Below are 26,654 nucleotides of genomic sequence, written 5' to 3' on the forward strand. Positions count from 1 at the left end.
AAGATCAGATGTCGAGGAAGCGGACGTCTTTGGCGTTCTGCTGGATGAAGCCGCGGCGGGACTCGACGTCCTCGCCCATCAGGATGGAGAAGATCTCGTCGGCGGCGGCCGCATCCTCCATGGTCACCTGCATCAGTGTGCGGTTGTCCGGGTCCATCGTGGTCTCCCACAGCTCCGAGTAGTCCATCTCGCCCAGACCCTTATAGCGCTGGATGCCCAGCTCCTTGGGCAGCTTGCGCCCGGCCTCGCGGCCGCGGGTCAGGGCGACGTCGCGCTCGGCGTCGGTGAAGACGTAGTCGGGGTCGCCGCCGGACCACTTGATCTTGTACAGGGGCGGCTGCGCCAGGTAGACGTGTCCGTGCTCGATGAGCGGGCGCATGTAGCGGAAGAGCAGGGTCAGCAGCAGGGTGGAGATGTGCTGGCCGTCGACGTCGGCGTCGGCCATCAGCACGATCTTGTGGTACCGCAGCTTGGAGGCGTCGAAGTCCTCGCCGATGCCGGTGCCGAAGGCGGTGATCATCGCCTGGACCTCGCTGTTGGACAGCGCCTTGTCCAGGCGGGCACGCTCCACGTTGAGGATCTTGCCGCGCAGCGGCAGGATCGCCTGGGTCTCCGGGTCACGGCCGCGCTTGGCCGAGCCTCCTGCGGAGTCGCCCTCCACGATGTAGATCTCGCAGCGTGAGGGGTCCTTCGACGAGCAGTCCGAGAGCTTGCCGGGCATGCCCATCGTCTCCAGCGGGGACTTCCGCCGGGCGTTCTCGCGGGCCTTGCGCGCAGCCACACGCGCCTGCGCGGCCGACTGTGCCTTGCGGACGATGTCCCGGGCGGCGCCGGGGTTGCGCTCCAGCCAGTCCCCGAGGTTCTCGTTGACGACCTTGTGCACGAACGCGCGGGCCTCGGTGTTGCCCAGCTTGGTCTTGGTCTGGCCCTCGAACTGCGGCTCGGAGAGCTTCACCGAGATCACCGCGGTCAGGCCTTCGCGGATGTCCTCACCGGTGAGGTTGTCATCCTTGTCCCGCAGCAGGGACTTCTCCCGCGCGTAGCGGTTGACCAGGGCGGTCATCGCCGCGCGGAAGCCCTCCTCGTGGGTGCCGCCCTCGTGGGTGTTGATCGTGTTGGCGTAGGTGTGGACCGACTCGGAGTAGGTCATGGTCCACTGCATCGCCAGCTCTGCGGTGATGCCGCGCTCATCGTCCTCGGACTCGAAGGCGATGACGTCCTCATGGACGTGCTCGGCGCGCTTGGCGGAGTTCAGATGGTTGACGTAGTCCAGCAGGCCGTCGTCGTACTGGTAGACGACCTCGCGGCCCTTCTGCTCCTCAGGTTCGCCGCCCTCAGAGTCGGACTCTTCGGCGACCTCATCGCTGATGACCACGTTCTCGTCGATCCTGCGGTCATCGCGCAGCGTGATGCGCAGACCCTTGTTCAGGAAGGCCATCTGCTGGAAGCGGGCGCGCAGGGTCTCGAAGTCGAAGTCGGTGGACTCGAAGATCCCCGGATCCGGGTAGAAGACCTGTGTGGTGCCGGTGGCCTCGGTGGCAGCACCCCGGGACAGCTCCTGAGTGACGCGACCGCCCTCGGCGAAGGAGATGTTCCACTCATAGCCCTGGCGGTGCACTGTGGTGTCCACTCTGGTGGACAGCGCGTTCACCACGGAGATGCCCACACCGTGCAGACCGCCGGAGACCGCGTAGCCGCCTCCGCCGAACTTGCCGCCGGCGTGCAGGACGGTCATGACGACCTCCACTGTGGGCTTGCCCTCTGTGGGGTGCATGTCCACTGGGATGCCGCGGCCGTCGTCCTCCACACGGACGCCGCCGTCGTTCTGCAGCGTGATCTGGATGTGCGAGCAGTAGCCGGCCAGCGCCTCATCCACGGAGTTGTCCACGACCTCGTAGACCAAGTGGTGCAGGCCGCGCTCACCGGTGGAGCCGATGTACATGCCCGGGCGTTTCCGGACGGCTTCCAGACCTTCCAGAACGGTGATGTCCGAGGCGCCGTAGCCGCCCTGATTCTGCTGGTTCTCGCTGTCCGAGGTCATTGGTTCATCTTACCGCGAAAACGCCGGAATCCTGCATTTTCGAGCGGTGTGCAGCCCTTCAGATGCCCCTGGGAGGGCTGAGAAGCCGCCTGGGAGCCGCTCATGCTCCGTGGGATGAGGCTGGGTTCCACCCACGAGCCTCTATCCCGGCAGATGAGCCGACAGCGGCGCAGCGTTGCCAGCCTCACCCGTGGGGCTCAGCCGTAGGTGTCCCGGGGGCCGCGCCCACGCACGTGGTAGCGGCCCTTCTTCCAGCTGGGGGCCTGCGGGCCGCGGATGTTCAGCCCGGTGACGATCCCTCGGCCGAGCTCACGGGTGAACATCTCCATGAGTTGGTTCTGCATGAGCTTCAGGTTGGTGGCCCAGGCGGTGGAGTCGCAGACGACGTCGACCACGCCGTTCTCAAAGCGCTCCGGCCGGCAGTGTTCGGCGACCTGCTCCCCGACCAGCTGGTCCCACCGGGCGATGACCGAACCGACGGCCACCGGAGAGGACCAGCCACGGGTCGTGATGAGCCCGCCGACCACGTTGCCGAGCAGGCTCGGGTCACGCCGGTTCGCTTGAGATCCGGTGCCTGCCGCGCTCCGTCGCTTCTGAGCATCGCTCTGCTGGGTACGTGGGTTCCCCGCCAACGAGGAGCCCTTGGGCATGCTGCGCAGGCGATGCTCTCCGCGGCCCTCGGCGGCCTTGCGCATCCGGGCGAGCAGGATCGCGGCGGCATCTTCGCTCTCTCGGACCGAGACGCCGTCGGGACTGGGCTCGACCTCAGGCCGCATCGTGGTCCTCGTTCGGCGGATCCTCATGCACGGGGTCCCCGTGCAGGGGGCTGACCCGGCTGATCTGCTCCGCGGACTCCACTCTCCACGCATTGGCCAGCAGGGACTCGGGGACGTCGTCGTCGACTGCGGCGGTGACGATCAGCTGCTCAGCCTCCCCGGCCAGCTCGGCCAGGCGACGCCGACGCCGAGCGTCCAGCTCCGCGAAGACGTCATCGAGGATCAGGATGGGTTGGGCACCGTCGTCGGGGTCGTCGTCCACCATCACCCGATAGGCCCCCAGGCGCAGAGCCAGAGCATAGGACCAGGTCTCCCCGTGGGAGGCATAGCCTTTCACCGGCACATCATCCAGGCTGAACAGGATGTCATCCCGGTGAGGCCCCACCAACGTCATCGCCCGTTCGCGCTCCTGCTTCCGGGCGGCACGCAGACGGTCCAGCATCAGTTCGGCCAGTGCCTGCTGGTCGGTGGGCGGCTCCTGCTCGAAGGAGCTCTGATACTCCATCCGGGCGGTGCGGACGCTGCCCGACAGCTGCTGATAGGCCTTCTCCACATGGGGCCTGAGGGCGGAGACCATCTCCAGCCGCGCCCGCAGCAGCCGCGAACCTGCCTCGGAGAGCTGCTGATCCCAGACGGTCAGCGTGGACTCGTGGGTTTCGGTGAACCCCTCATGTCGAATGGACTTCAGCAGCGCGTTGCGCTGTTTGAGGACCTTCTCATAATCCTGCCGCACCCGGGCCAGAGCAGGCCGCAGTTGGACAGCCAGATCGTCGAAGAGCCGACGCCGGACGGCGGGTGAGCCTTTGATCAGTTCGAGATCCTCGGGCGCGAAGAGCACTGTGCGCAGGATCCCGAGGATCTCGGTGGCACGGACCGGGTTCCCCCGATTGATCCGAGCACGGTTGCTGCGGCCCGGGTTGATCTCCACCTCCAGGAACGCCTCCTGGGTGCCGCGATGTGCCTGGGCACGGATGATCGCCTGAGATTCTCCGTGGCGGACCAGAGGCTGATCGTAGGTGACCCGGTGGGAGCCCAACGTGGAGAGGTAGCCCACGGCCTCAGCGATGTTGGTCTTGCCGACGCCGTTGTAGCCCAGCAGCACATTGGGGCCAGGGTGGAGCTCAAGCTGGGACTCCGCATAGCTGCGGTAGTTGTTCAGGGTGAGCTGGGACAGCCACATAGGCGCAGGACCTGGGGTCTGGGACTACTGGTTGATGAGCCGAACCGGCATCAGCAGATACCGGAAGTCGGTGCTGTTCTCCCCATCGGGAGTCTGCTGGCCGGTGATCATGGCCGGTTTGGGCGCAGAGACGAATGAGAAGCGCAGGTACTCGCTGTCGATCACGCTGAGGCCTTCGTTCAGGTAGGCCGGGTTGAAGCCCACGGTGATCGATTCGCCGGTGAGGTCTGCGGAGATGACCTCGGACGCCGCTGCCGCGTCGTCTGCGCCGGCGTCGAGGGTGACCTGACCGTCCTCGGTGAACTGCAGGCGCACGTGGCCGTTGCGCTCCGAGACCAGGGAGACACGGCGGGCGGCCTCGATGAGCTCCGAGGTGTTGACCACCGCGTGGATCGGAGTCTCCTCCGGGAAGAGCTGGCGGATCTTGGGGTAGTCCCCATCGACCAGCACGGAGGTGGTGCGGCGTCCGCCGGAGGAGAAGCCGACCAGCTCAGCAGATTGGGTGAGCGCGATGTTCAGCTCACCGCCGCCGGCGAGCTGCTTGGCGACGTCGTTGAGGGTCTTGGCCTTGATGAGGGCAGAGGTCGAGATGTTGGGGTCGGCCGGAGACCAGTTGATCTCGCGCATGGCCAGCCGGTAGCGATCCGTGGCCAGGAAAGTGATGGTGTCGCCCTCGAACTCGACCTTCACACCGGTGAGGATCGGCAGGGTGTCGTCCTTCGAGGCAGCGGTGATGACCTGGCTGACAGCTCGAGCGAAGGCTGAGCCGTCGACTGTTCCCGCCAGCTCCGGCATCGCGGGCAGCTCCGGATACTCGTCCACCGGCATGGTGGACAGAGTGAAGCGTGATGAGCGGCAGGTGACGACCGCTTTGGAGTCATCGATCTCGATGGTCACGGGAGCGGCCGGCAGAGCTTTGACGATGTCGTTCAGAAGTCGGCCGGAGACCAGGACCGTGCCTTCGTCCTCGACGTCGGCCTCGATGTGCAGCTGAGCGGAGATCTCGTGGTCGAAGCTCGAGATGGTGACGGTGTGCTGCTCAGCCTTGATCAGCAGTCCGGAGAGGACCGGAGCCGGGGGACGGGGGGAGAGAGATCGTGCTGTCCAGGAGACGGCCTCGGACAGAACATCGCGATCCACAGTGAATTTCACTGATCTCCCTTTCTCCGGCGTAGCCCATAGTGCCTGCTAAGTGATCCCTGTTGAAAGTCAAGCTTCTGAGGCGTCGTGTCGAGGCCCGAGCTTACCGGTGCAGCAGGCACGATGCGAGCCGGTCGTTCAAGGAACGATCGAGGGTGGGCACCAGATGTGCCTGCCGAGGCTCGTCTGGGAGGAATATCTGGGGTCCGGCCGGTGGAGCGCGTACGGGGCGCGGGCTTTCTTGTTATCTGTCAGATGTATGAGGGGTAAGGAGGTAGAAGTGTTAACAAGTGCTGTGGATTCTGTGGATAACCGGGTCTTGGGCGCTGATGCCGGGATTTTCGCTGTGCAGTCTTAAGTGAAGTGTCTCGGTATGCGCTGTGGGCTGTCCGTGGAGAGAAGAACCCCGTCGTTTCGCGGATTCCTCAGGATCCGCTCCGTTCTCCCCAAGCTCCGCGGCTCCGTCCACCGCCTTCTCCACCGGGTTATCCACAGGTGTTAACAGCGACGTGGAAAAAGTTCACCGCCGCTTGTGGAAATGTGGGGAAAACTGTGGAATTCGATGCTGAGAGCGGTCTCGGATCGTGCTGATGCTGGGGAACTACATGTGTGTGACTTGTGGGGAACTGAGTTTTCCACAGCTGTCAGCCATGAGCTTGCACAGGTCTGTCCCCAGGCTGTATCGCACGTGAGGCCGTCAGAGAGTCTGTCGAGGCTGGTCCCTTCGACGTCGGTCCGTCAGCGCTGCTGCTTGATCTTGTTGGTGAGCTCGGTGACCTGGTTGAAGACCGCGCGGCGCTCGGCCATGAGTTCGCGGATCTTGCGTTCGGCATAGATGACCGTGGTGTGGTCGCGGCCGCCGAGGGCCTGGCCGATCTTCGGCAACGACATCTCTGTGAGCTCACGCAGCAGGTACATGGCGATCTGGCGGGCGGTGACCAGGGTCCGGTTGCGGGACTTGGACATCAGGTCATCCACTGTGAAGTTGTAATACTCCGCGGTGGCATCGATGATCTGGTCCGCAGTGATCTCCTGCGCGTTGTCATCGGAGATGAGATCCCGCATGACGTGCTCAGCCAGCTGCAGGTCCACCTCCTGCTTGTTCAGCGAGGCATAGGCGGTCACACGGATGAGCGCGCCCTCCAGCTCCCGGATGTTGGTGGAGATCTTGGAAGCGATGTACTCCAGCACATCGTCCGGGCAGGAGAAGTTCTCCGCTGTGGCCTTCTTCCGCAGGATCGCGATGCGCGTCTCGAGGTCCGGCGGCTGGATGTCGGTGATCAGACCCCATTCGAAGCGGGACCGCAGACGCTTCTCGAAGCCGGAGAGCTGCTTGGGCGGCAGGTCCGAGGTGATCACGACCTGCTTGTTGTTGTTGTAGAGCGTGTTGAAGGTGTGGAAGAACTCCTCCACCGTGCGCTCTTTGTCCGCCAGGAACTGGATGTCGTCCAGCAGCAGCACGTCCACGTTGCGGTAGAGGTGCTTGAAGCTGGCGCCCTCGTCGTCGCGGATGGAGTTGATGAAGTCATTGGTGAACTCTTCTGAGTTCACGTACCGCACGCGGATCCCGCTGTAGAGGCGCTGAGCATAGTGCCCGATCGCGTGGAGCAGGTGGGTCTTGCCCAGTCCGGAGTCCCCGTAGATGAACAGCGGGTTGTAGGCCTTGGCGGGCGCTTCCGCCACGGCATTCGCCGCGGCATGGGCGAAGCGGTTCGAGGAACCGATCACGAACGTCTCGAAGGTGTAGCGAGGATTCAGCCGCGAGGTCTCGGAGAGGCCGGGGCCCTCGGCCTCCGTCGGGTCCGGGACAGTGGGCCGCGGGCGCATCTCCTCGCGGTTGAACCGAGCGCTGTAGTCCTCCTGCACGGGCTCGGGCCGGACCGGCTCCTGTCGGGCCGGTTCATGCCGGCTCAGATCGGGCCGGTTCAGATCCGGGCGGGACGCGGCCGGGGCCTCATGCGGCGTCGGGCCGGGATACACATCATCGACGGCTGTGGACGAGGCCGAGCTGGCCGAAGGAGCCGTGGCCGCAGTCGATGTGCCGGCGGACTGCTCGGTGCTGGCCTGCTGCTTCTCGGCCAGATCGGGGTCGATCACATAGGCGCAGAGGATGTCGCGGCCGAAGACTGACCGCAGCGCTTCGCCGAGCTGGTGCTGAAGTGTGGACTGCATGGTCTGGCGGACCCGCTCGCTGGGAACGGCCAGCAGAAGAGTGTCGCCGATGAGCTGATCACCCTGCGGAACGGTCCGCCCGACGTCGGTGAGTTTGAGCCCGTTCACACCGTGACGGTCACGCAGTTCGGTCTGCACCTGCTGCCATTTCTGCAGCACGTTGAGCTCTGACTCAGCAGGCACGCTGCTCCCCTCGTCGATGGTCACGTCCAATCTGTCGACAAGTATTCCACAGCTGGGGAAATCGCCCGAGTGCTGAGGTGTGGGCAGTTATGCACAAGGTTCTGCACAGGTGTTAACTAGTGGGTGCCCGGGATGATCGTCGTCTCGGCGACAGGCCCCTCCGGTCGGTCCGAGTTGACGACTCGCCGTGTTTTCCCCTAGTGTTGACAGGTCGCCCTGCGGTATAAGCGTGCCCGCGCATGCTCGTCAGATACCGCCTAATGACTTCGAACCATCCATTTTGGGAGTACACAGTGAGCAAGCGGACTTTCCAGCCGAGCAACCGCCGTCGCAGCCGCAAGCACGGCTTCCGTTCCCGTATGCGCACCCGCGCCGGCCGTTCCATCATCTCGGCCCGCCGCAGCAGCGGACGCAAGAAGCTCTCGGCCTGATACCGGCCACCGGCTGACCTTTCACGACGGCCCGCGCCCTTTGGGGAGGCGGGCCGTCTCTGTATCGGCTGACGGTCCCGCCTCCGTCAGAGACCAGCTGAGACAGGAGCATCGTGCTGCCCCGTGACCATCGCCTGACCGCCTCACGCGACTTCGGTGCCGTGATGCGCCGCGGTGCCCGCGCCGGGGGTTCTGCCGTCGTGGTCACGGTGCTGTTCACAGATGCTGCCCCGGAGAGCGAGCACGACGCCGACTCCGCGCCGTGGCGCGGCGGCTTCATCGTGTCCAAAGCGGTGGGCAACGCCGTGGTCCGGCACCGGACTCAGCGGCGGCTGCGGCATATCCTCGCCGCGCTGATGGCCGAGCCGGGGCTGGTGCCGGAGGGGGTCGGCGTCGATGTGGTGGTCCGTGCCCTCCAACAGGCCCCACAGACCAGCCATGAGCAGCTGGTGGGGGAAGTCCGTTCGGCGATCCGCCGTGCGGTGAAGAAGGCTCAGCGGCACCGGGAGCGCCTCGTACAGGAAGACGTCGGGCAGAAGAACGCTGCGCAGGCCCGTTCCGACCAGGACTCTGCCGATGCCTGAGCAGATGTGGGTCCAGCATCGGGATTTCTATGTCACCCCGGGGGAGACCCCCGGAGTTCCGGGACCTGCGCCTGACGAGCAGGTTCTGCGGCATCAGCACTGGGGGAGGCTCCGCCGGGCGCCCTCGGCGCTGATGGCGCTGCTGCTCAGGGGGTATCGGAAGGTGATCTCCCCGCTCTATGGTCAGGTGTGCAGCTTCTACCCCAGCTGCTCGGCCTATGGACTGGAGGCTGTGACGGTCCACGGGGTGTTCAAGGGGTCAGCGCTGACCGCCTGGAGGATCCTGCGCTGCAACCCCTTCAACAGCGGTGGTGTGGACCCTGTCCCACAGGGGGAGAGGATTTGGCCGCAGGGTGCAGTACCCACGATCATAGAGACAAACCATCCGCCAATCCCCGGAGACACAGGGCAGAACGCTCCCTAGGAGCGGCTGTGTCCTTGGGCCGGACACGCATGACGCACTGGCCGTCCGGTCGACTCACTAGAGAGATACATGGGCTTTTTCGACACGATCATGGCGCCCTTCACCTGGGCCGTCTCGTTCATCCTGAGCATGTTTCACAGCCTGCTCACCGCGCTGGGCATGGACTCGGAATCGGGATGGAACTGGACCATCTCCATCATCCTGCTGGTGATCCTGATCCGCGTGATCCTGATCCCGCTGTTCGTGCGGCAGATCAAATCTCAGCGCGGCATGCAGATCATCCAGCCGGAGATCCAGAAGCTTCAGGCCAAGTACAAGGGCAAGAAGGACCCGGTCTCACGCCAGGCGATGGCTCAGGAGCAGCAGGCGCTGTTCAAGAAGCACAAGGTCAACCCCTTCATGACCTGTCTGCCGATCCTGGCGCAGATGCCGATCTTCTTCGCGCTGTTCTGGATGCTCAACCGGATGCGCGAGCCCCAGAACCAGGCGGAGGGCTATGGCGCACTCTCGCCGCAGGAGGTGCAGAGCTTCGACGGCTCCTCGATCTTCGGGGTGCAGATGTCGGACATCCTCCTGCCTTCCTTCCAGGCCGAGCCCACGCGGTGGGATGTGGTCATCCTCGCCGCTGTGCTGATCGTGTGCATGGTGAGCAGCCAGTTCTTCACTCAGAAGCAGCTGATGTCGAAGAACATGTCCGAGGCCGCACTGCAGGGTCAGTTCGCCCAGACGCAGAAGATCATGCTCTACATGCTTCCGCTGGTCTTCGTCATCGGTGGTGTGAACTTCCCGGTGGGCGTGCTCATCTACTGGACCGCGACCAACTTCTGGACCATGGGCCAGCAGTGGTGGGTCATCCGCAACAACCCGACGCCGGGCTCGCTGGCTGAGAAGGAGCTGAACCTCCGCCGCGCCGCCAAGGGCCTGCCCCCGGTCAACGAGGGCCACGCCGCCAAGGCCAAGGATGACAAGCCCAAGCCCACCGGCAAGCACCTCGGCCAGCAGGCGCAGCCCGCGAAGAAGAAGAGGAAGAAGAAGTAGCCATGAGCGATCACCAGACGCAGGACACCCTGGAGCCCGAAGAGACTGAGGCCCCGGAGAGCTCCCAGGGGGAGTCGGCCCAGGAGGCCGAGGAGCGCCAGGTTGAGCACGCGCAGCCTGAGGACGCCCAGCCAGAGGATCAGCAGGATGACGCCGCCGAAGAGAGCACTGAGGCTGAGGGCGGCGGACCGGCCGATGAGGGCGACATCGCGGCCGACTACCTCGAAGAGCTGCTGGACATCGTCGATCTCGACGGCGACCTCGACATCGAGGTCCGCGGCGAGCGTACCTTCATCTCGATCGTGGCCGATGAGGGCGGCGACGAGCTGGACGATCTCGTCGGACGCAAGGGCGAGGTCCTGGACGCGCTCCAGGAGCTGACCCGGCTGGCTGTGCTGACCGCCACCGGCAGTCGCACCCGCCTGGTGCTGGATGTGGCCGGGCATCGGGAGCAGCGTCAGTCCCAGCTGAAGAAGCTCGCCGACGACGCCGTGGCTGAGGTCAGGAAGCATGGCAACGTGGTGCACATGGAGCCGATGAGCGCCTATGAGCGCAAGATCGTCCATGACTTCGTGGCCGAGGAGGGGCTGGTCAGCGAATCTGAAGGTGAGGGCAAGCGCCGTCACGTTGTGGTCAGCGCAGGCTGAGCAGAGAATAGATCCCATGACTGATCAGCCGGAGCAGAAGTCGCCCTTTCCCCATGCCGGGGGAACCTTGGACACCGCCAAGGCCGCCGAGCAGAACCCCGACGTGGAGACCGAGGAAGGTCGCACCGACGCGGAGTCTGTCCAGGCCGATCGCGCCGAGGAGCAGGCTCTGCAGGTGGAGGAGGCCCACGCCGACGAGCCCGGCCTGGGCGGCGAGGGACCGCAGCAGCAGCGCCCGGAGCTCAGCGCGGATGAGCGCACCGCCGCGGAGAAGATCTTCGGCGACCGGCTGGAGCTTGCTGAGAGGTTCGTGGATCACCTCTGCAGCACCGGTATCGAGCACGGCCTGCTGGGCCCGCGAGAAGTGCCGCGTATGTGGTCCCGCCATGTGCTCAACTGTGCCGTGCTGGCCCCTGAGCTGCCCGCTGGGGGAGAGGTCGCCGACGTCGGCTCGGGAGCCGGCCTGCCGGGCATCGCCCTGGCGATCGCTCGCCCGGATGTGGACTTCATGCTCATCGAGCCGATGGAGCGCCGTGTGCAGTGGATGGACACTGTGGTGAAGGATCTGGGCCTGGACAACGTTCGGCTGATCCGGGCACGTGCTGAGGACGCCGTGGACGAGGTCATGGCCGATGTGGTCACCGCTCGTGCCGTGTCAGCACTCAAGAAGCTTCTGTCCCTGACAGTTCCGCTGCTCGCCGATGAGGGTGAGCTCATGCTCCTGAAGGGCCGCAGCGCTGAGGCTGAGATCGATGCTGCGTCGAAGGCGATCAGCAAGCATAAGCTGCAACGTCCTGAGGTTCTGCAGCTTGGAGAGAATCTTCTCGAGGAGCCGACCACGGTGGTTCGCTGCCAACGTCGGTGACCTGTCACCTGCGGGTACTAGACTGCACAGTGCCTGGTAGCTTCCAGGTGCGCCATCACACTCCACGGAGGGAAGTTCAGTGTCAGCGGACGACGTTTCACGTGAAACCAGCGGTGCTGCTGAAGCGGCCAAGCAGGCGGCGCAGACTGCTGAGAACACCTCGGTGATCGACAGCGTCATGGCCTCCTCGCCTCTGGGGGCACAGCTGGCGGACGAGTCGCGACGCCGGAAGGCCCTGGAAGCCGCTGACCTGGAACGACCCGAGCAGACACGAGTCCTGACCGTGTCCAATCAGAAGGGCGGAGTCGGCAAGACCACGTCCACCGTGAACATCGCGGCCGCTCTGGCAGATCAGGGCTTCAACGTCCTGGTGGTGGACATCGACCCTCAGGGCAACGCCTCCACCGGGCTGGGAGTCCCTCACTCCGCCGAGACCGACTCCATCTATGACGTTCTGATCGATGATCTGAGCTTCGCCGATGTCGTCGCCGACTGCCCGGACCTGGACCGTCTGCAGGTCATCCCCGCAACGATCCATCTGGCCGGTGCAGAGATCGAACTGGTGTCCTTGGTGGCGCGTGAGCAGCGGCTCCAGCGTGCTTTGGATCAGTATCACCGGTATCGCGACGAGAACGGCCAGGAGCGGCTCGACTTCGTCTTCATCGACTGCCCTCCGAGCCTGGGCCTTCTGACCGTCAACGCCTTTGTGGCGGCTCGCGAAGTCCTCATCCCGATCCAGTGCGAGTACTACGCGCTGGAAGGCCTGAGCCAGCTGCTCAACAACATCAACATGATTCAGAAGCACCTGAATCCACCGCTGCAGGTCTCCACCATTCTTCTAACCATGTATGACGGGCGCACCAACCTGGCGTCCCAGGTGGCGGAAGAGGTCCGTGAGCATTTCCCGGACGCTGTCCTCAACGCCATGATTCCGCGCAATGTGCGGATCTCCGAGGCGCCCTCGTACCAGCAGAGCGTCATCACCTATGACCGCAGCTCCACCGGTGCTCTGGCCTATCTCGAGGCGGCCGCCGAACTTGTTCAACGGGGCTGAAGTGTAGTGGTCAGGACGCCCCCCCTGTGGGTTCTCGGCTGTTGTGGTTGGGTCTGAGCCGGCCTTCGTCGCCGGTGGAGCCGACTCTGCCGTCCACCACGATTCGTCCTCATGGAATGACCGCGCTGACGGTGTCCTGATGGGGAGAAGTCCGTTGTGATCGTTCTGCGAGCAGCGGTTTCACGTGGAACTGTGACCGCTGAGGTGGATGATCTCAGGGCGCGGTCGGGCCCTGAGGGCCCGGTCAGGGTGTGGAGCCAGCTGGGGAAATGCTCTTGGGGTAGTAGGGCTGAATGCTGATCCAGTCTGGGGTGGAGGCTTCGACGAGAGGGATCAGCTTCTCGAACACCTCACGTAGGAGTGATGCCCGCTCGTCGTTGACGTACTGATTCTCACCAGCGAGGAAATTGTTGGTCCGGCTCTCCTCCCACCATCTGAGGAGCTCGAGGAGCGGTGGGTCTACGTACCTCTCTGCGATCTCCTCGTCGAGTGACCGAGGGTGGAGTGTGTGGAGAGACCGACTGGGCTGAAGAGGGAAGTTCGCCTGGCTCGGCCGCATGATGAAGCTGTGCTGCATGGTGTGCACCTCGAACTGCCTGGACGACTGACATCGTCCCGCCGTTCATATGTGTAGGTGTGTTCGCTGCCTGCTACCCGCTTTCGGGAGCTGGCTCTTGGGACTGGGCGGTTTCGCGGTGGGAACCCTGGGGCGGGGTGGTTGTCTGTTCCACGTGAAACGCGACGCATGGACAACCTACGTTGCACGTGATGCTCGAGCCAGTTGGCTCTGTTCGGGTGCTGGTGCGTTGGTGCGTCAGGGCGTCGCTTATGAGTCGTCAGGTGGAGGGCAACTCTGAGTCCCTGGGGTCCGGTCGACAGCTCGTTCCGGAGCTTCGGATTGCTGGTTGGTGGCAGTTCTGGGCTGCAATCGTGGGATTCACAGTCAGGATGGACAGTCCGCGCCGGGGTCTGGATGACGCAGGGATGTCTGTCGCCTGACGCGGCAGGTGACTGTTCCACGTGAAACGGATGCTCTGCTCTGCCGTCGCTGGACGTCGCGTGCTGAACTCCTTGTGCAGGCGTCTCGGACACGGGCGTGGTCGGTGCTGGTGACGACGGGTTTCACGTGGAACGGTCTATTCGTCGCGGTGAAGCAGCGCGCTGGCGGACTCATTGGCCCCGGGGAGGGTGTATTCAAGTGCACCGGTCAGGGGCAGGAAGCGCAGCACAGGGGCAGACAGCGGGCCGTCCGCGGGAGCGTTTCCGCCAAGACGAGGAATACTGTGCCCGGCGGACGCGCGGTCGCAAGCGGATCATCGGGCCGCGACATGGGTCAGCCGGTCGAGGGGCGCGGAGCAGGCGCTGGGATTGACGTTTCTTGACCTGATCCTGTGCTCACGCAGGGACGTGGTGCGACCTATTCTGGAGGGCAGCTCGTGCCGTTCGTCGTATGACGAACCGGGGGAGGGAGCGGGGCGGTGCTTGTGAGGAAGGACGGCATAGGTTCATAGGGAGTGATGGGCTGTGTCCCTCCAGAGTCGATGGATCGGTGCAGGTCCGACGCTTTGTAGCCCCGCATGGTCAGATCTCGTGCCGCGTAATCTGCGCTGACGTTCTGCAGCGCGTCGCGCGATAGCGATCGGAGATCACAAAGTCACGTTCCGGTGAATCGGCCCCGGGCGGGTTGGTGCTCGATCTTCGACGTTTCACGTGGAACCCTCAACCGATGGCGATTGCAGGGACGCTGACGCCTACGGATCGGAAGCCAATGGGATGTCCCATGTTTCACGTGGAACGGTGGTTCGGACAGTCGAGTCGCGGGCGTGCAGTGCTGCGCCGAAGGGAGGTCCTTGCGAGGTTGTGGGGGAGTCTCCATAGGGGGCAGGTTCACCGATCACGAGTCTGAGGCTGGTGGACCCGTGATTCACGTGGGACGCCCCGCCGCAGGCGCGTGGCGGGTGCGGCCGATGGGGCTTGTACTGGTGGGCATCCGAGTTGACGTCGACAATTGGTTTCACGTGGAACGGGCTGTTGAACGGCGGAGCGAAGGGACGGCCTGGGACGGTTTGCTCGCAGAGCTGGTGTTTCACGTGGAACTGCCACCCCTTCCTGCAGCATGCAGCGCAGGGGACGGGATAGTGGAACCGTGCACGGGTGTCCGAGGGTGTTGGCCGCCCACCGCCTGATCCACACTCCGAGGGGCGTACACGGATCGCGGCAGGGGCTGAGCGTAGGCCGATGCCCCGGAACACGACGAGGCAGCACCGCGGGTTTCGACGTGATGTGCTGCTCGGATCAGACGTGGGCCCCGCAGTACAGCCTCAGCTGCAGGATACAGAGTCTCACGTACAGGATGAATCAGAGGGCTTCTCCTTCCAGGGAGACTACGTAGAATCGAACCTGTTCGTCCTGCAGCGAGAGCTGCGTGTGTGGAAGTGGGGAAATGCGATGGCAGAGCGGAAGCGGCGAGGTCTCGGCCGGGGGCTCGGTGCACTGATCAATACCGACGCCGAAGAGGAAGAGGTCTCAGGCGCAGCTGCCCAGGTGGCTGCGGAGTCTGAGCAGACGGCCACTGATCAGATGGTGGAATCGGCAGCTGCACTGGAGGAGCGCGCCAAGGGCGTGGCAAGTCGTCCCAAGAAGGGCACCGTTCCACGTGAAACCACTCAGCAGGAGAGAGAAACAGGCGGTTCCGGTGAATCTGCCGACGCTCCTGCTCCGGCGGCAGCAGGGGGTCGCCCGATCGACGTCTTCTTCTCGGCCAAGTCGAATATCGGGACTCAGACGGTTTCACGTGAAACGCGCGACGCCGCAGCGAAGAGTTCCAGTGTGCCGCGCACTCGCACCGCCGCCAAGGGTAAGCGAGCAGAGATGCCCGACGTATTGGGTCAGCGCCGCAGTAGTGCCCCTTCGGCGGGCTCGGCCGAGCAGCCCACCTCCGGCTCTGCAGCTGAGGACGCTGTGATCGCGCCCGCTCCCCAGCAGGCGGAGGACCACTCATGGACGGACGCCGTTTCACGTGAAACGGGGGGAGCGGTGGACGGTGCGGAGTTCCGTTCCCTGCCAGTCGCCAGCATCCAACCCAATTCCCGCCAGCCTCGTACAGAGTTCGATGAGGAAGACATGGCCGAGCTGGTGCACTCTGTGCGCGAGATCGGCGTGCTGCAGCCGATCGTCGTGCGGCCCTTGGGAGATGACACCTACGAGCTCGTCATGGGTGAGCGTCGCTGGCGGGCATCCAAAGTGGCAGAGCGGGAGACCATCCCCGCGATCGTGCGGAGCACCAAGGACGATGACCTGCTGCGGGACGCACTCCTGGAGAATATCCACCGTTCCGAGCTGAACCCCCTGGAAGAGGCCGCCGCGTACCGCCAGCTGCTCGATGACTTCAGCTGCACCCAGGACGAGCTGTCCACGAAGATCGGCCGGTCCCGCCCGCAGATCTCCAACACTCTGCGCCTGATGAAGCTCCCTCCCACCGTGCAACGGCGGGTGGCCGCCGGAGTGCTGTCCTCCGGGCATGCACGTGCCCTGTTGGGACTCCAAGACGATGAGCAGATCGAAGAGCTGGCCGCGCGCATCGTGGCCGAAGGACTGTCGGTCCGGGCCACAGAAGAGGCCGTCACCCTCATCAACCAGGGGGAGAAGCAGCAGAAAGCTTCACGTGACACCAAGGAGACGCCGCAGACAGCTCGTCAGCAGCAGTTGGCCGAGCTTTCTGATGCGTTGATCGACCGTCTGGACACGCAGGTGAAGATCAGTCTGGGGGCGAAGAAGGGACGCATCTCCATCGACTTCGCATCTATGGACGATCTCCACCGCCTGATGGAGCTCATCGGCAACAGATAAGAGCGAGGAGCCCCCAGACTCCTAGACCTGGGCTCACCCGCCTCTGGACACAGAAAAGGCGCTGAGCAAACCCCTAAGAGGGAGGGGGTTTGCCCAGCGCCTTTTCGTAACCCGAGAAACCTCAGGCGAGGAAGTCTGCGAACTCCTGCTCCAGCACCTGCTTGGGCTTGGCGCCGATGGAGGACTTCACATGCTCTCCACCCTGGAAGCCGTAGACGGCCGGGATAGAGGTGATGCCGAACTTCGCCGCAGTGGCGGGGTTCTCATCCACGTTGACCTTCACAACCTCGATCTTGTCGGGGTTCTCCGTGGCCAGCTCCTCCAGGATCGGGGTGAGCATGCGGCACGGGCCACACCACTCTGCCCAGAAGTCCACGATCACGGGCTTATCGGCCTGGAGGACATCCTCATCGAAGCTTGCGTCAGTGACACTCTTGAGCTCTGCCATGGTGTCTTTCCTTTCGTTCAGGAGGTGAATACTGAAGTCTCTGCTGCGTCCGTGGTGGTGTTCGCAGCCAAGTAGTGTTCGACATCGAGAGCCGCCACGCAGCCGGAGCCGGCGGCAGTGATGGCCTGACGATAGGTGGGGTCCAACACGTCGCCTGCGGCGAAGACGCCGGGGAGCGAGGTCTTGGAGGTGCGGCCGTCCACCCAGAGGGTCCCGTCTTCGGTCAGCTGGAGCTGATCCTCGAAGAGGGAGACGCGCGGGTCATGACCGATCGCCACGAACAGTCCTGTCACATCCAGTGTCGACTCGGTGCCGTCCACCAGGTTCTGCAACGTGAGCTGGTTCAGCTTGCCGTCACCCTCGACCGCTGTGACTGCCGTGTTCCAGAGGAACTCGATCTTCTCGTTGGCCTTGGCGCGGTCCGCCATGATCTGAGAGGCGCGGAGTTCGTCGCGGCGGTGGATCACCGTGACCTTGGAGGCGAACTTGGTCAGGAAGAGGGCCTCCTCCATCGCGGAGTCGCCGCCGCCCACCACGGCGATGTTCTGCTCGCGGAAGAAGAAGCCGTCGCAGGTGGCACACCAGCTGACGCCGTGACCCGAGAGCTCCTTCTCCCCGGGGACGCCGAGCTCACGGTAGGCAGAGCCGGTGGCCAGGATGACGGTGCGGGCGTGGAGCACATCGCCGGAGGCGGTGGTGATCTCCTTGACCGGCAGGTCCAGCTTCACCTCGGCGGCATCCTCATGACGGATGTCGGCACCGAAGCGCCGGGCCTGCTGCTCCATGTTCATCATCAGCTCCGGGCCCATGATGCCCTCGGGGAAGCCGGGGAAGTTCTCGACGTCGGTGGTGTTCATCAGCTCGCCACCTGCGGTGACGGAGCCCGCCAGCACCACGGGATTGAGATTGGCGCGGGCGGTGTACACGGCGGCGGTGTATCCGGCGGGGCCGGATCCTACGATGACCACGTCATGGACCTGATCGGGCAGCTGGTCGGTCACGTCTGAGTCCTTCGGGATGTCGTCGGGGGAGAGGGCCGCAGCCTCGTCTCTGTGTGAGTTCTGCACACTGAAACTACCAAGAGGATGCAGCTATTCCGCAGGAGGTCTGCCTCTCAGCGGAAGGGTCTGGGCCGGGAGTCTCACTCCACGGAGATCTCAGCGAGGTTCAGCGTGTAGGGCAGGCCCGCGACCTGCGGCGGAGTGTGCTGAGGAAGCTCATCGATGGCGATGAGCACATACTGGCCCTCGGCGCCCTCGTCCAGCTCCACTGTGGTCTCTGTCCACTCGAAGCTGCCGCTGCCCACAGTCTCCGCGCCGTCGGTGTTGGGCTGGTCGTTGACCAGCACCTCGAAGGTGCCCCCGGAGGTCTCGCCCTCCTGGGTCACGGTCACAGCGGAGACGGGCGCAGACTCCTCCAGCTCCATGACCAGGTACATGGTGGAGGCGAAGTTGCCGAATGATGCGGTGCCGTAGGAACCGGGGTTCCACGTCGTCGCGGTGTCGCCGTCGTGGATGGCGGACAGGTCGGCGTCGTTGCCGGCACCCAGATCGGCAGAGTCCGGCACCGAGCGGGTCACCGCGGCCACAGCCGGTACGGGGGTGTCCTCTTCAGCCGGCTCCTCGCCCTGCTGAGCGCCTTCCTCGCCGTCCTGCGGCTCCTCAGCCTCAGGGCTCTGTTCGTCCTCTGCAGAGCCCTCCTGGGCCGTCTCATCGGGTTCTCCGTCGGTGAGGACGAAGAAGGCGGCCACTGCGATCACAGCGATGATCGCGGCCAGGCTGATGATCCCCAGCCAGCGGCGGGGCGTGGGCTTCTCATCCTGGAAGTCGGCACCCTCACCAGCGCCACCAGCACCGGCACCACCAGCACCGGATTCACCGAGCCCGCCGGCATCAGCACCAGCGCCGGCTTCGCCGGCCGCGACGGTCAGCGGCTCCTCGGCGCCGGAGGCCGCGGGAAAGGCGGAACGGGTCTGTGGGGGAACCGCCCTGATCACACCGGTGAAGCTGCTGGCGTCCTCGGTGGCGCCCAGGGCATTGCGGCCGCCGTCGCGCTCCTGAGACCCCATGGACTTCAGTCCGGCCAGAGCCTCGGACTCCCGGTCCCCGGAGAGGCCGGCGGCATCGGCCGGAGTCGGAGCGGGGCGCTGGTCGTATTCGGCCACCGGCTCCTCGGGCGGATCGTCGACGACCTCCTCGCCGTCGTCCAGCTCGTCCTCAGCCTCCTGCGGCTGCGTGGCGGGCGAGCCGGACGAGGCTGCCTGCGCGGCCACAGTGTCCAGGGGCACAGAGGGCATCGCCTCGACCACTTCGCCGTCCTGCTCCTCGGAGGTGCCACCCTCGGGAGCATCCTGGCTGGCCTTCGCAGCAGCACCTCCAGGGGCATCTTCAGCAGCGGCACCCGCAGCAGCCGCAGCCCCGGCGGCGTCGGCTCGTGATGAGAAGGGCTCAGAGGGGTCTGTCGCGGCTTCGAAGGACTCCTGGCCGTCAGCCGCCGGACTGACCTCCACCAGCTCCATATCCGACTGCAGAGTCAACGCACCGAGGGCCCCGCCAGCCCCAGCACCAACACCAGCAGCGGCGGCCGCGGGCCCCTCGGCCTGCTGGCCCGGGGATGCGGGGAGGATGCGGTCGGCGTCGCGGTCAGTGCCCAGACGCTTGTTCAGCGAGTCCGAGACCTTGTCCAGGAAGGCGGGGCGGCGGCGTCGGGGCTTGCCGTCCTCCTCGGGCTGCTCGGTGCCCGTGTCCTCGTTCAAGCCGTCGTGGAGGCGTGCGTAGTACTCGAGGTCGTCCTCATAGGTCTCCGGCTCCATCACACGGGACTGGCCGAAGATCTCCTGGCCCAGCGAGTCGGTGAAGAACGGCTCCACGTAGGGGGCGGCGTCGGGCACCACCAGGTCCAGCAGCAGGTTGGGATCGACCTGGTTGGAGATCAGATAGGTGCGGTCTTCGGCCAGCCCCAGGTCCATGACCTGGACGGCGGAATCGCGCTCCCCGGTGGCCAGCTCCTTCGCCGAAGTCGCCACCTGCTTGGCATTGGCCCTGGAGGCGAGCAGGATGCTGATGTCGCGGTCCAGGACCTCGTCTGTCGCCTGGAAGACGATGTCCTGATCCGCCGAGGTCACCACATGGTGGGTGATGCGGTATCGCCCACCCACTACATCGCCGACGCCGAACGGCTGCGCCACTTGTCCTCCTGGGAGTTCTTTGGGATATCCGGTCACAGCCTACCGGCTGAGCCTGCCCAGAGCCGGGATCCGCCGGGCCAGCGGTTGGATGAAGTCATCGAACTCGCGCACCTTCAGGCTGCGCAGCATCACCACGAAGACGGTGGCCATCACCAGCCCGACCGCGGCACAGCTGAGCAGCGCGCTGCCGATCGAGTCCCACGCGAAGCCCCACGTGTAGCCGCCCAGCAGCCACAGCACAGCGGCACCGGCGACGCCGGCCACCACGGCTGCGGCGCCCGAGCGGGAGTAGGCGGCCAGCACGGTGCCGAAGCCGAAGCCGCCCCAGCGGCGGACCACCAGCACGTGGCAGATCACATACTGGAGCATGTGCAGCACGCTGAACATGCCCACCACTACGAAGGGTACGTGATAGCTGGGCAGGATCTGTGCCGAGATATGGGTGACCGTCAGGCCCACCGCCGCGATGATGGCGTAGATGAACATCGGCGTCTTGGCGTCCTCTGCCGCGTAGAAGACGCGCAGCAGGTAGAAGTTCGCCGAACGGAACGGCATGCCCAGGGCGTGGAGGACCAGCAGCTGCCCCACCGCGGCGCCGGCCAGGTGGGCATCGGCCGCGGAGCCGCCGAAGATGCGCCCCAGCGGCCCGGCCACCACCAGGATGGCGATCATGAAGAACATCACCGGGATGGCGAAGATCCGCAGCCCCTCGTTGATGAGTTCGCGGGCGCGTCCCAGGTGGCCCAGGTCCATGGACCGGGAGAGCTGGTTGAACAGCACTGTGGCGATGGAGAGCACGAAGACCGAGTGCGGCAGGATCACCATCAGCTCGGCGATGTTCGCTGAGGTCTCACCGGGGATGGAGGCCGGGGAGATGCCCTCGGCCGCCACCTCCTGGCGGCCGGCGGTGGCGCCGGAGATCAGTCGGAAGTAGAGCAGGTTGGCCACATTGCCGATCAGCATGGCCACCAGGGTCCAGCCGGCGATCTTGCCGGTGGTCTTCAGGCCCATGCCGCGGATGCCGAACTTGGGCCGGATCTTCATGCCCAGCTTGGAGAGCGGCCAGAGCAGCAGCAGCGCCTGAGCCACGATGCCGGCAGTGTGTCCGGCGGCCAGCCAGATGGTCTGCTGGGTGGTCCATTCGACCATCTGATCATCTGTGGCGGAGTAGCTGCCGAAGGTGATGATGAAGCTGATGATCACGGTGATCGCGATCATGTTGTTCAGTACCGGAGCCCACATGTACCAGCCGAATCGGGCATTGGCGTTGAGGATCTGGCCCACGACGGCATAGAGCCCGTAGAAGAAGATCTGCGGCAGGGTCCAGGCCGCGAAGGCCGCACCGAGGACCAGCATGGGCTCGGTCCAACCGCGGGTCAGCGTCATGACGATGGGGTAGGCCATGACCGTCAGCAGCAGTGTGAAGACCGCCAGGATCACCGTGGTCAGTGTCAGCAGCCGGGAGGTGTAGTCGGCGCCGCGGTCCGGACGCTTGGCGGCCTTGATCAGCTGGGGAACCAGCACCACGTTGAACATGCCGCCCGCCAGCAGCAGATAGATCACGTTCGGGATGGTGTTGGCCTTCTCGAAGACATCCGCGATCAGCGTGGTCTGGCCGATCGCCACCGCGAGCAGCGCGGTCCGGACGAAGCCCAGCACGCGGGAGAGGAGCGTTCCTGCGGCCATGACGGCGCTTGCTTTGGCCATGCCGTTCTTGGGCAGGTGGGAGTCCGGGTCGGCTGCGGCGTCGGGGGCTCGGCCGGCGTCGGGATCCTGCTGATCCGCTGCCGTCCGGGCTGAGGGGGAAGTCTGTGTCATCGGGGAGGACTATAGCGGAGACGTCAGAGCGAGTCCTGGATGACCTGTTGGGCGAGGCTGACGATCCGGCGCTCGTTGGGGAAGGAGAGGACGCGCTCCAGCTCGTCCAGATTCACCCAGGCCACGTCCACGGCTTCGTGGTCGGGGTCCTTCTCTGTGGTCAGGTCACCGCCCACAGCCTCCAACAGGAAGTGGTGGACCGTCTTATGCACCCGATGGGTGGGCACGGTGAACCAGTACTCGATGCTGCCCAGGCTGGTCAGGATGGAGCCCTCGATGCCGGTCTCCTCGGCGACCTCGCGGACCGCCGCCTCCTCGTGGGTCTCCTGGCCTTCGGGGTGGCCTTTGGGCAGGCACCATTCCATGCGGCCGCCACGGTTGTAGCGGGCGATGATGGCCGCATCGAAGCCCTGGGGGGCCGGACGGATGACCACGCCTCCGGCGCTGACCTCCTCCACCGTGGGCAGCGCACCCCGGGCTCGGGGCGGGTGCGGCACCGGAGCGCGGCGGGAGGAGCGCGACGGCGTGCGGGCAGCACTGATCGACGCCGTCAGAGGCGTCTGCCGTTCACCCTCGGTTCCCGAACTGGTCATACCCACTACTCTAATCGGCGCAGGCAACGCTGGTGTGTCAGGGTCCACGCTGACCAGCGGCGGGGGAGCGGGATCCGGCTGTGTGGGAAACTGAGAAGGCTATGCCTTACCTTCCCTCTGGTTTCCCTGACGGCGCGTGGCTGTCGGATGTCGTCGTCGATCTCGGCGAAGTCTTCGCCGCCGCCGGATTCGAACTGTCGTTGGTCGGCGGGCCGGTGCGTGACCTCTTCCTGGGCCGCACCTCCCCGGACCTGGACTTCACCACGGACGCGAGGCCGGACGAGATCATCTCCGCGGTCTCCGGCTGGGCCGATGCTCATTGGGACATCGGCCGGGACTTCGGCACCATCGGCATCCGCAAGGGCGATGACACCATCGAGGTCACCACCTACCGGGCCGAGGCCTATGACCCGGAGTCGCGCAAGCCCGAGGTGCGCTTCGGCCGGGATCTGGGCGATGACCTGGTCCGCCGCGACTTCACCGTCAACGCCATGGCGCTGAAGCTGCCCAGCTTTGAGCTGGTGGACCCCCACGGCGGGGTCCGGGATCTCTACGCCGGGCAGCTGCGCACCCCCGCGACGCCGGAGGAGTCCTTCTCCGATGACCCGTTGCGCATGATGCGGGCCGCCCGCTTCGCCTCCCAGCTCGGACTGGACGTGGCTGAGGGGGTGCGTGGGGCGATGACCGCGATGGCCGAGCGGATTTCCATCGTCTCCGCCGAGCGGGTGCGTGAGGAGCTGGTGAAGCTGATCATCGGTGATCACCCGCGCGCCGGCGTCGACCTGCTGGTGGAGACCGGCCTGGCCGAGATCGTGCTGCCAGAGGTCCCTGCGCTGAAGCGTCTGGATGATGAGCACAACCGACATAAGGACGTCTATCAGCATTCGCTGAAGGTGCTGGAGCAGGCCGCTGACCTGGAGACCGACGCCGACGGCCCGGTCCCCGGCCCGGACTTCATCCTGCGCTTCGCCGCCCTGATGCACGATGTGGGCAAGCCCAAGACCCGGCGCTTCGAGGCCCGCGGCGGGGTGAGCTTCCGTCACCACGATGTGGTCGGTGCCAAGCTGACCCGTAAGCGCATGCAGGCGCTGCGCTTCGACAAGGAGACCATCCGGGCGGTCACCCTGCTGGTGGAGCTGCATATGCGCTTCTACGGCTACGGAGACCAGGGGTGGACCGACTCTGCGGTGCGCCGCTATGTCACCGACGCCGGAGACCAGCTGGAGCGCCTGCACCGGCTCACCCGCTCAGATGTGACCACCCGCAACCGGAAGAAGGCCGCCCGGCTGGACCACGCCTATGACGATCTGGAGGACCGGATCGCCGCACTGCGCGAGCAGGAGGAGCTGGATAAGATCCGGCCGCACCTCGATGGTCAGCAGATCATGTCGATCCTGGAGATCCCGCCCGGACCCACGGTGGGCAAGGCCTACAAGTTCCTGCTCGAGCACCGGATGGAGAACGGTCCGGTGGCGGAGGAACAAGCAGCGGCCCTGCTCAAGCAGTGGTGGGCGGAACAAGACTGAACTGGGCACGACAGCGCTGAGCAGGCCAGAGCGGGCGAGGGTCGAGCCCGGCTCCTAGCGCTCCACCTCTCCGCGGATGAAGGCCTCCACCGCCTCGTGGGCCTCGGCGTCGTGGAGCTGCTCGGGCGGGGACTTCATGAAGTAGCTCGAGGCGGAGGTCAGCGGACCGCCGATGCCTCGGTCCAGTCCGATCTTCGCCGCGCGGACGGCGTCGATGATCACCCCGGCAGAGTTCGGAGAGTCCCAGACCTCCAGCTTGTATTCGATGGAGACCGGAGCATCGCCGAAGTTGCGGCCTTCCAGACGCACATAGGCCCATTTGCGGTCATCGAGCCACTGCACATAGTCGGATGGGCCGATGTGCACGTCCCCGTCCTGAAGGTCCGCTGAGGTGTTGGAGGTGACGGCCTGGGTCTTGGAGACCTTCTTGGACTCCAGCCGGTCGCGTTCGAGCATGTTCTTGAAGTCCATGTTGCCGCCGACGTTGAGCTGATACGTCCGGTCCAGGATGACACCGCGCCGCTCGAACAGGTGCGCCAGCTCCCGGTGGGTGATCGTCGCCCCGATCTGGGACTTGATGTCATCGCCGACGATCGGGACTCCGGCCTGCTCGAACTTCTCAGCCCACTCGGGCACCCCCGCGATGAACACCGGCAGGGCATTGACGAAGGCGACGCCGGCGTCCAGGGCGGCCTGGGCATAGAACCTCGCGGCCTCCTCGGAGCCCACCGGCAGATAGCAGACCAGGACGTCCACGGCGGCCTCCCGCAGAGCTGCGACGACGTCCACGGCCTGCGCCGGGGACTCCTCGATCATCTCCCGGTAGTAGCGGCCCAGTCCGTCCAGGGTGGGGCCGCGCAGCACCTCCACGCCGGTGGGTGGGACATCGGCGATCCGGATGGTGTTGTTCTCCGAGACCTCGATGGCCTTCGACAGATCCAGGCCGACTTTGGCGGCGTCGACGTCGAAGGCGGTCACGAACTCGATGTCGGCGATGTGGTACTCCCCGAAGCGGACATGCATGAGTCCGGGGACCTGCTGATCGTCTGGGGCGTCCTTGTAGTACTGCACTCCCTGGATGAGGGAGGAGGCGCAGTTTCCCACACCTACGATCGCGACACGGATAGGGTTTGAGGCCAAGCTCATCTCCTTTGAGAATAGGTCGGAGGCGTTCGGATGAGGCTCACTCTAATCGAGGAGACCCCAGGTTGGTGACGAGGACCATATCTCGAGACGGGGTCGTCGCACCCACCCAGGACGACCCTCTCGTCGCGCACCTCAGCGAGCGTGCCGGCGGGCCGACCGGGCGCCGCCTGAGGAGCTCCGACCCCGGCACGGCCTCAGGGCTGAGCGGTGCGGAAGGAGCCGGCGGCGCCGGGCGCTTCTGGAGCGTCCCCCGGGTCCTGGTGGCCATGACTGTGGCGATGATCCTGCTCTCTGCGCTGTCCATGCAGTGGTGCCGGGTCAACGGCTGGGCTGGGGACGGGATGAACCTGCACGGCTGTTACTCGGACGTCGCCGCGCTCTACTCCGCCCGCGAGCTGGACCAGAACCCCTGGGCCCCCTTCTCCGGGGAGCACCGGTTCGAGTACCCGGTGCTGACCGGCCTGGTGGCTGCGGTCGCCGCACTGATCACCCACGGGTTGGATGCGCTCTCCGTCGGCTACTGGGGCGCACGCACCGAGCTGCTCCACTGGGACATCAGCTTCCTGCTCACAGCCGCCGTGTGGATCGTCCTGGTGCTCACCGTGATGCGCACCGCCGGACGCGACGCCGGCCCCTCCGCCCGGGGCCGGCCTTGGGATGCGGCCATCGTGGCCCTGTCTCCGGCCATCCTCTTCGGAGCCGGCATCAACTGGGACCTCTGGGCCACCGCCTCCCTGGCCCTGGCCGTGCTTCTCCACGTGCGCGGCCGACACCTGGGCGCGGGGGTGATGGTCGGAGTCGGGGTCTCCTTCAAGATCTTCCCACTGTTCCTGCTGGGAGCCGTCCTGGTCCTCGCGCTGCGGCATGAGCTCAGCCGACGGGGCATGCTGGGCGGACGCGCCAGCAGCGGACGGATCGGTCTGCGCGAGTTCGGCCTGACCGCCGCCGGCGCCGGAGGCAGCTGGCTGTTCATCAACCTGCCGGCCATGCTCGCCAGCTGGGACTCCTGGCAGCAGTTCTACAGCTTCTCGGCCGAGCGTGGGGCCGGCAACTCCTCGATCTGGCACGTCTGGCTCCTGGCTGATGGCCAGGGCCTCAGCGCAGACCAGGTCTCCTTCTGGAGCTTCACGCTGTTTCTGCTGTCCTGTCTGAGCGTGCTCGCTCTGGGCCTGTTGGCCCCGGAGGAGCCGCGCATGGTCCAGCTGCTGCTGCTGATCGTGGCCGCGTTCATGATCTTCAACAAGGTGTACTCGCCGCAGTTCATGATCTGGCTGATCCCCCTGATCGCCCTGGCCCGTCCGCGCTGGCGGGATGCGCTGATCTGGCAGGCCTTCCAGGTCCTGCACTTCTGGGCCATCTGGATGTACTTCCTGGGCCGGCAGCCTGAGGCCCTTCCGCAGCACACCCTGGGGGAGGGGGTCTTCGCCGCGGCGGTGATCGCCCAGTTCGCCGCCACCGGATACCTCATGGTCCAGGTGATCCTCGACGTATGGCGCCCGCAGCGGGATCCGGTGCGCTCGGGCGGATTAACCTCTGTGTAATCGGTCACTTG

At 65.5% G+C, this 26,654-nt stretch carries 22 protein-coding genes; 10 read left to right on the forward strand and 12 right to left on the reverse strand.

The window, feature by feature from the left end; all coding sequences use genetic code 11:
* Positions 1 to 4: 4 nt before the first annotated feature.
* The 5 genes from gyrB to dnaA form a co-directional block, all read right to left on the reverse strand.
* Complete coding sequence (gyrB, locus tag JOF45_RS11755; RefSeq protein ID WP_210050370.1) at positions 5 to 2,041, reverse strand: DNA topoisomerase (ATP-hydrolyzing) subunit B; 2,037 nt, start codon at positions 2,039 to 2,041, stop codon at positions 5 to 7.
* Positions 2,042 to 2,238: 197 nt separating this feature from the next.
* Entirely contained in the window at positions 2,239 to 2,817 is a 579-nt protein-coding gene (locus JOF45_RS11760) for a DciA family protein (protein ID WP_210050386.1), read from the reverse strand.
* Positions 2,807 to 3,997: a DNA replication/repair protein RecF gene (gene recF / locus JOF45_RS11765; RefSeq protein ID WP_210050388.1), complete on the reverse strand. Its 1,191-nt coding sequence runs from the start codon at positions 3,995 to 3,997 to the stop codon at positions 2,807 to 2,809. The genes JOF45_RS11760 and recF overlap by 11 nt, the downstream gene beginning before the upstream one ends.
* Before the next feature lie 24 nt (positions 3,998 to 4,021).
* Positions 4,022 to 5,149: a DNA polymerase III subunit beta gene (gene dnaN, locus JOF45_RS11770; protein ID WP_210050395.1), complete on the reverse strand. Its 1,128-nt coding sequence runs from the start codon at positions 5,147 to 5,149 to the stop codon at positions 4,022 to 4,024.
* A gap of 726 nt (positions 5,150 to 5,875) precedes the next feature.
* On the reverse strand, positions 5,876 to 7,435 hold the full coding sequence (dnaA, locus tag JOF45_RS11775; protein WP_342591508.1) for a chromosomal replication initiator protein DnaA: 1,560 nt from the start codon (positions 7,433 to 7,435) through the stop codon (positions 5,876 to 5,878).
* A 350-nt stretch (positions 7,436 to 7,785) separates the two neighbouring features.
* Between dnaA and rpmH the strand changes: the two genes are divergently transcribed.
* The 7 genes from rpmH (at position 7,786) to JOF45_RS11810 (ending at position 12,535) form a co-directional block, all read left to right on the forward strand.
* A complete protein-coding gene (rpmH, locus tag JOF45_RS11780; protein ID WP_084709957.1) occupies positions 7,786 to 7,923 on the forward strand; it encodes a 50S ribosomal protein L34 in 138 nt (45 codons plus the stop codon).
* A gap of 113 nt (positions 7,924 to 8,036) precedes the next feature.
* Positions 8,037 to 8,507, forward strand: coding sequence for a ribonuclease P protein component (gene rnpA / locus JOF45_RS11785; RefSeq protein WP_342591486.1), 471 nt, complete (start codon positions 8,037 to 8,039; stop codon positions 8,505 to 8,507).
* A complete protein-coding gene (gene yidD / locus JOF45_RS11790; RefSeq protein WP_342591487.1) occupies positions 8,500 to 8,931 on the forward strand; it encodes a membrane protein insertion efficiency factor YidD in 432 nt (143 codons plus the stop codon). Before rnpA ends, yidD begins: the two co-directional genes overlap by 8 nt.
* 69 nt (positions 8,932 to 9,000) lie before the next feature.
* Positions 9,001 to 9,969, forward strand: coding sequence for a membrane protein insertase YidC (yidC, locus tag JOF45_RS11795; protein WP_210050397.1), 969 nt, complete (start codon positions 9,001 to 9,003; stop codon positions 9,967 to 9,969).
* A 2-nt stretch (positions 9,970 to 9,971) separates the two neighbouring features.
* Positions 9,972 to 10,616 (forward strand): Jag family protein, encoded by a 645-nt coding sequence (locus JOF45_RS11800; RefSeq protein WP_210050406.1) that lies wholly within the window; start codon positions 9,972 to 9,974, stop codon positions 10,614 to 10,616.
* A 205-nt stretch (positions 10,617 to 10,821) separates the two neighbouring features.
* Positions 10,822 to 11,481 carry a 16S rRNA (guanine(527)-N(7))-methyltransferase RsmG gene (rsmG, locus tag JOF45_RS11805; protein ID WP_245324851.1) on the forward strand — a complete coding sequence of 220 codons (660 nt, stop codon included), beginning with the start codon at positions 10,822 to 10,824 and terminating at the stop codon, positions 11,479 to 11,481.
* Positions 11,482 to 11,659: 178 nt separating this feature from the next.
* On the forward strand, positions 11,660 to 12,535 hold the full coding sequence (locus tag JOF45_RS11810) for a ParA family protein (protein WP_210051471.1): 876 nt from the start codon (positions 11,660 to 11,662) through the stop codon (positions 12,533 to 12,535).
* A 244-nt stretch (positions 12,536 to 12,779) separates the two neighbouring features.
* On the opposite strand, the gene JOF45_RS11815 is transcribed toward JOF45_RS11810, so the two are convergent.
* Positions 12,780 to 13,112 carry a hypothetical protein gene (locus tag JOF45_RS11815; RefSeq protein ID WP_210050410.1) on the reverse strand — a complete coding sequence of 111 codons (333 nt, stop codon included), beginning with the start codon at positions 13,110 to 13,112 and terminating at the stop codon, positions 12,780 to 12,782.
* Between the two features lie 1,871 nt (positions 13,113 to 14,983).
* Between JOF45_RS11815 and JOF45_RS11820 the strand changes: the two genes are divergently transcribed.
* Positions 14,984 to 16,384 (forward strand): ParB/RepB/Spo0J family partition protein, encoded by a 1,401-nt coding sequence (locus JOF45_RS11820; RefSeq protein WP_210050417.1) that lies wholly within the window; start codon positions 14,984 to 14,986, stop codon positions 16,382 to 16,384.
* A 121-nt stretch (positions 16,385 to 16,505) separates the two neighbouring features.
* Here JOF45_RS11820 and trxA read toward each other — a convergent pair whose 3' ends face one another.
* The 5 genes from trxA to JOF45_RS11845 all read right to left on the reverse strand — a co-directional run bounded on the left by trxA (position 16,506) and on the right by JOF45_RS11845 (position 22,430).
* Entirely contained in the window at positions 16,506 to 16,832 is a 327-nt protein-coding gene (gene trxA, locus JOF45_RS11825; RefSeq protein ID WP_210050426.1) for a thioredoxin, read from the reverse strand.
* A gap of 17 nt (positions 16,833 to 16,849) precedes the next feature.
* Entirely contained in the window at positions 16,850 to 17,833 is a 984-nt protein-coding gene (gene trxB / locus JOF45_RS11830; protein WP_210051472.1) for a thioredoxin-disulfide reductase, read from the reverse strand.
* 140 nt (positions 17,834 to 17,973) lie between these two features.
* Positions 17,974 to 20,019, reverse strand: coding sequence for a hypothetical protein (locus JOF45_RS11835; protein ID WP_210050428.1), 2,046 nt, complete (start codon positions 20,017 to 20,019; stop codon positions 17,974 to 17,976).
* A gap of 39 nt (positions 20,020 to 20,058) precedes the next feature.
* Entirely contained in the window at positions 20,059 to 21,837 is a 1,779-nt protein-coding gene (murJ, locus tag JOF45_RS11840) for a murein biosynthesis integral membrane protein MurJ (RefSeq protein WP_210050431.1), read from the reverse strand.
* Between the two features lie 23 nt (positions 21,838 to 21,860).
* Positions 21,861 to 22,430, reverse strand: coding sequence for an NUDIX hydrolase (locus tag JOF45_RS11845; protein ID WP_210050433.1), 570 nt, complete (start codon positions 22,428 to 22,430; stop codon positions 21,861 to 21,863).
* Between the two features lie 101 nt (positions 22,431 to 22,531).
* Here JOF45_RS11845 and JOF45_RS11850 point away from each other — a divergent pair, with 101 nt between their 5' ends.
* On the forward strand, positions 22,532 to 23,956 hold the full coding sequence (locus tag JOF45_RS11850; RefSeq protein WP_210050435.1) for a CCA tRNA nucleotidyltransferase: 1,425 nt from the start codon (positions 22,532 to 22,534) through the stop codon (positions 23,954 to 23,956).
* Positions 23,957 to 24,010: 54 nt separating this feature from the next.
* On the opposite strand, the gene JOF45_RS11855 is transcribed toward JOF45_RS11850, so the two are convergent.
* Positions 24,011 to 25,096 carry an inositol-3-phosphate synthase gene (locus tag JOF45_RS11855; protein WP_210050443.1) on the reverse strand — a complete coding sequence of 362 codons (1,086 nt, stop codon included), beginning with the start codon at positions 25,094 to 25,096 and terminating at the stop codon, positions 24,011 to 24,013.
* 71 nt (positions 25,097 to 25,167) lie between these two features.
* Here JOF45_RS11855 and JOF45_RS11860 point away from each other — a divergent pair, with 71 nt between their 5' ends.
* A complete protein-coding gene (locus JOF45_RS11860) occupies positions 25,168 to 26,643 on the forward strand; it encodes a glycosyltransferase family 87 protein (protein WP_210050457.1) in 1,476 nt (491 codons plus the stop codon).
* Positions 26,644 to 26,654: the final 11 nt, after the last annotated feature.

It is taken from the genome of Nesterenkonia lacusekhoensis, assembly GCF_017876395.1.
Taxonomy (GTDB): Bacteria; Actinomycetota; Actinomycetes; order Actinomycetales; family Micrococcaceae; genus Nesterenkonia; species Nesterenkonia lacusekhoensis.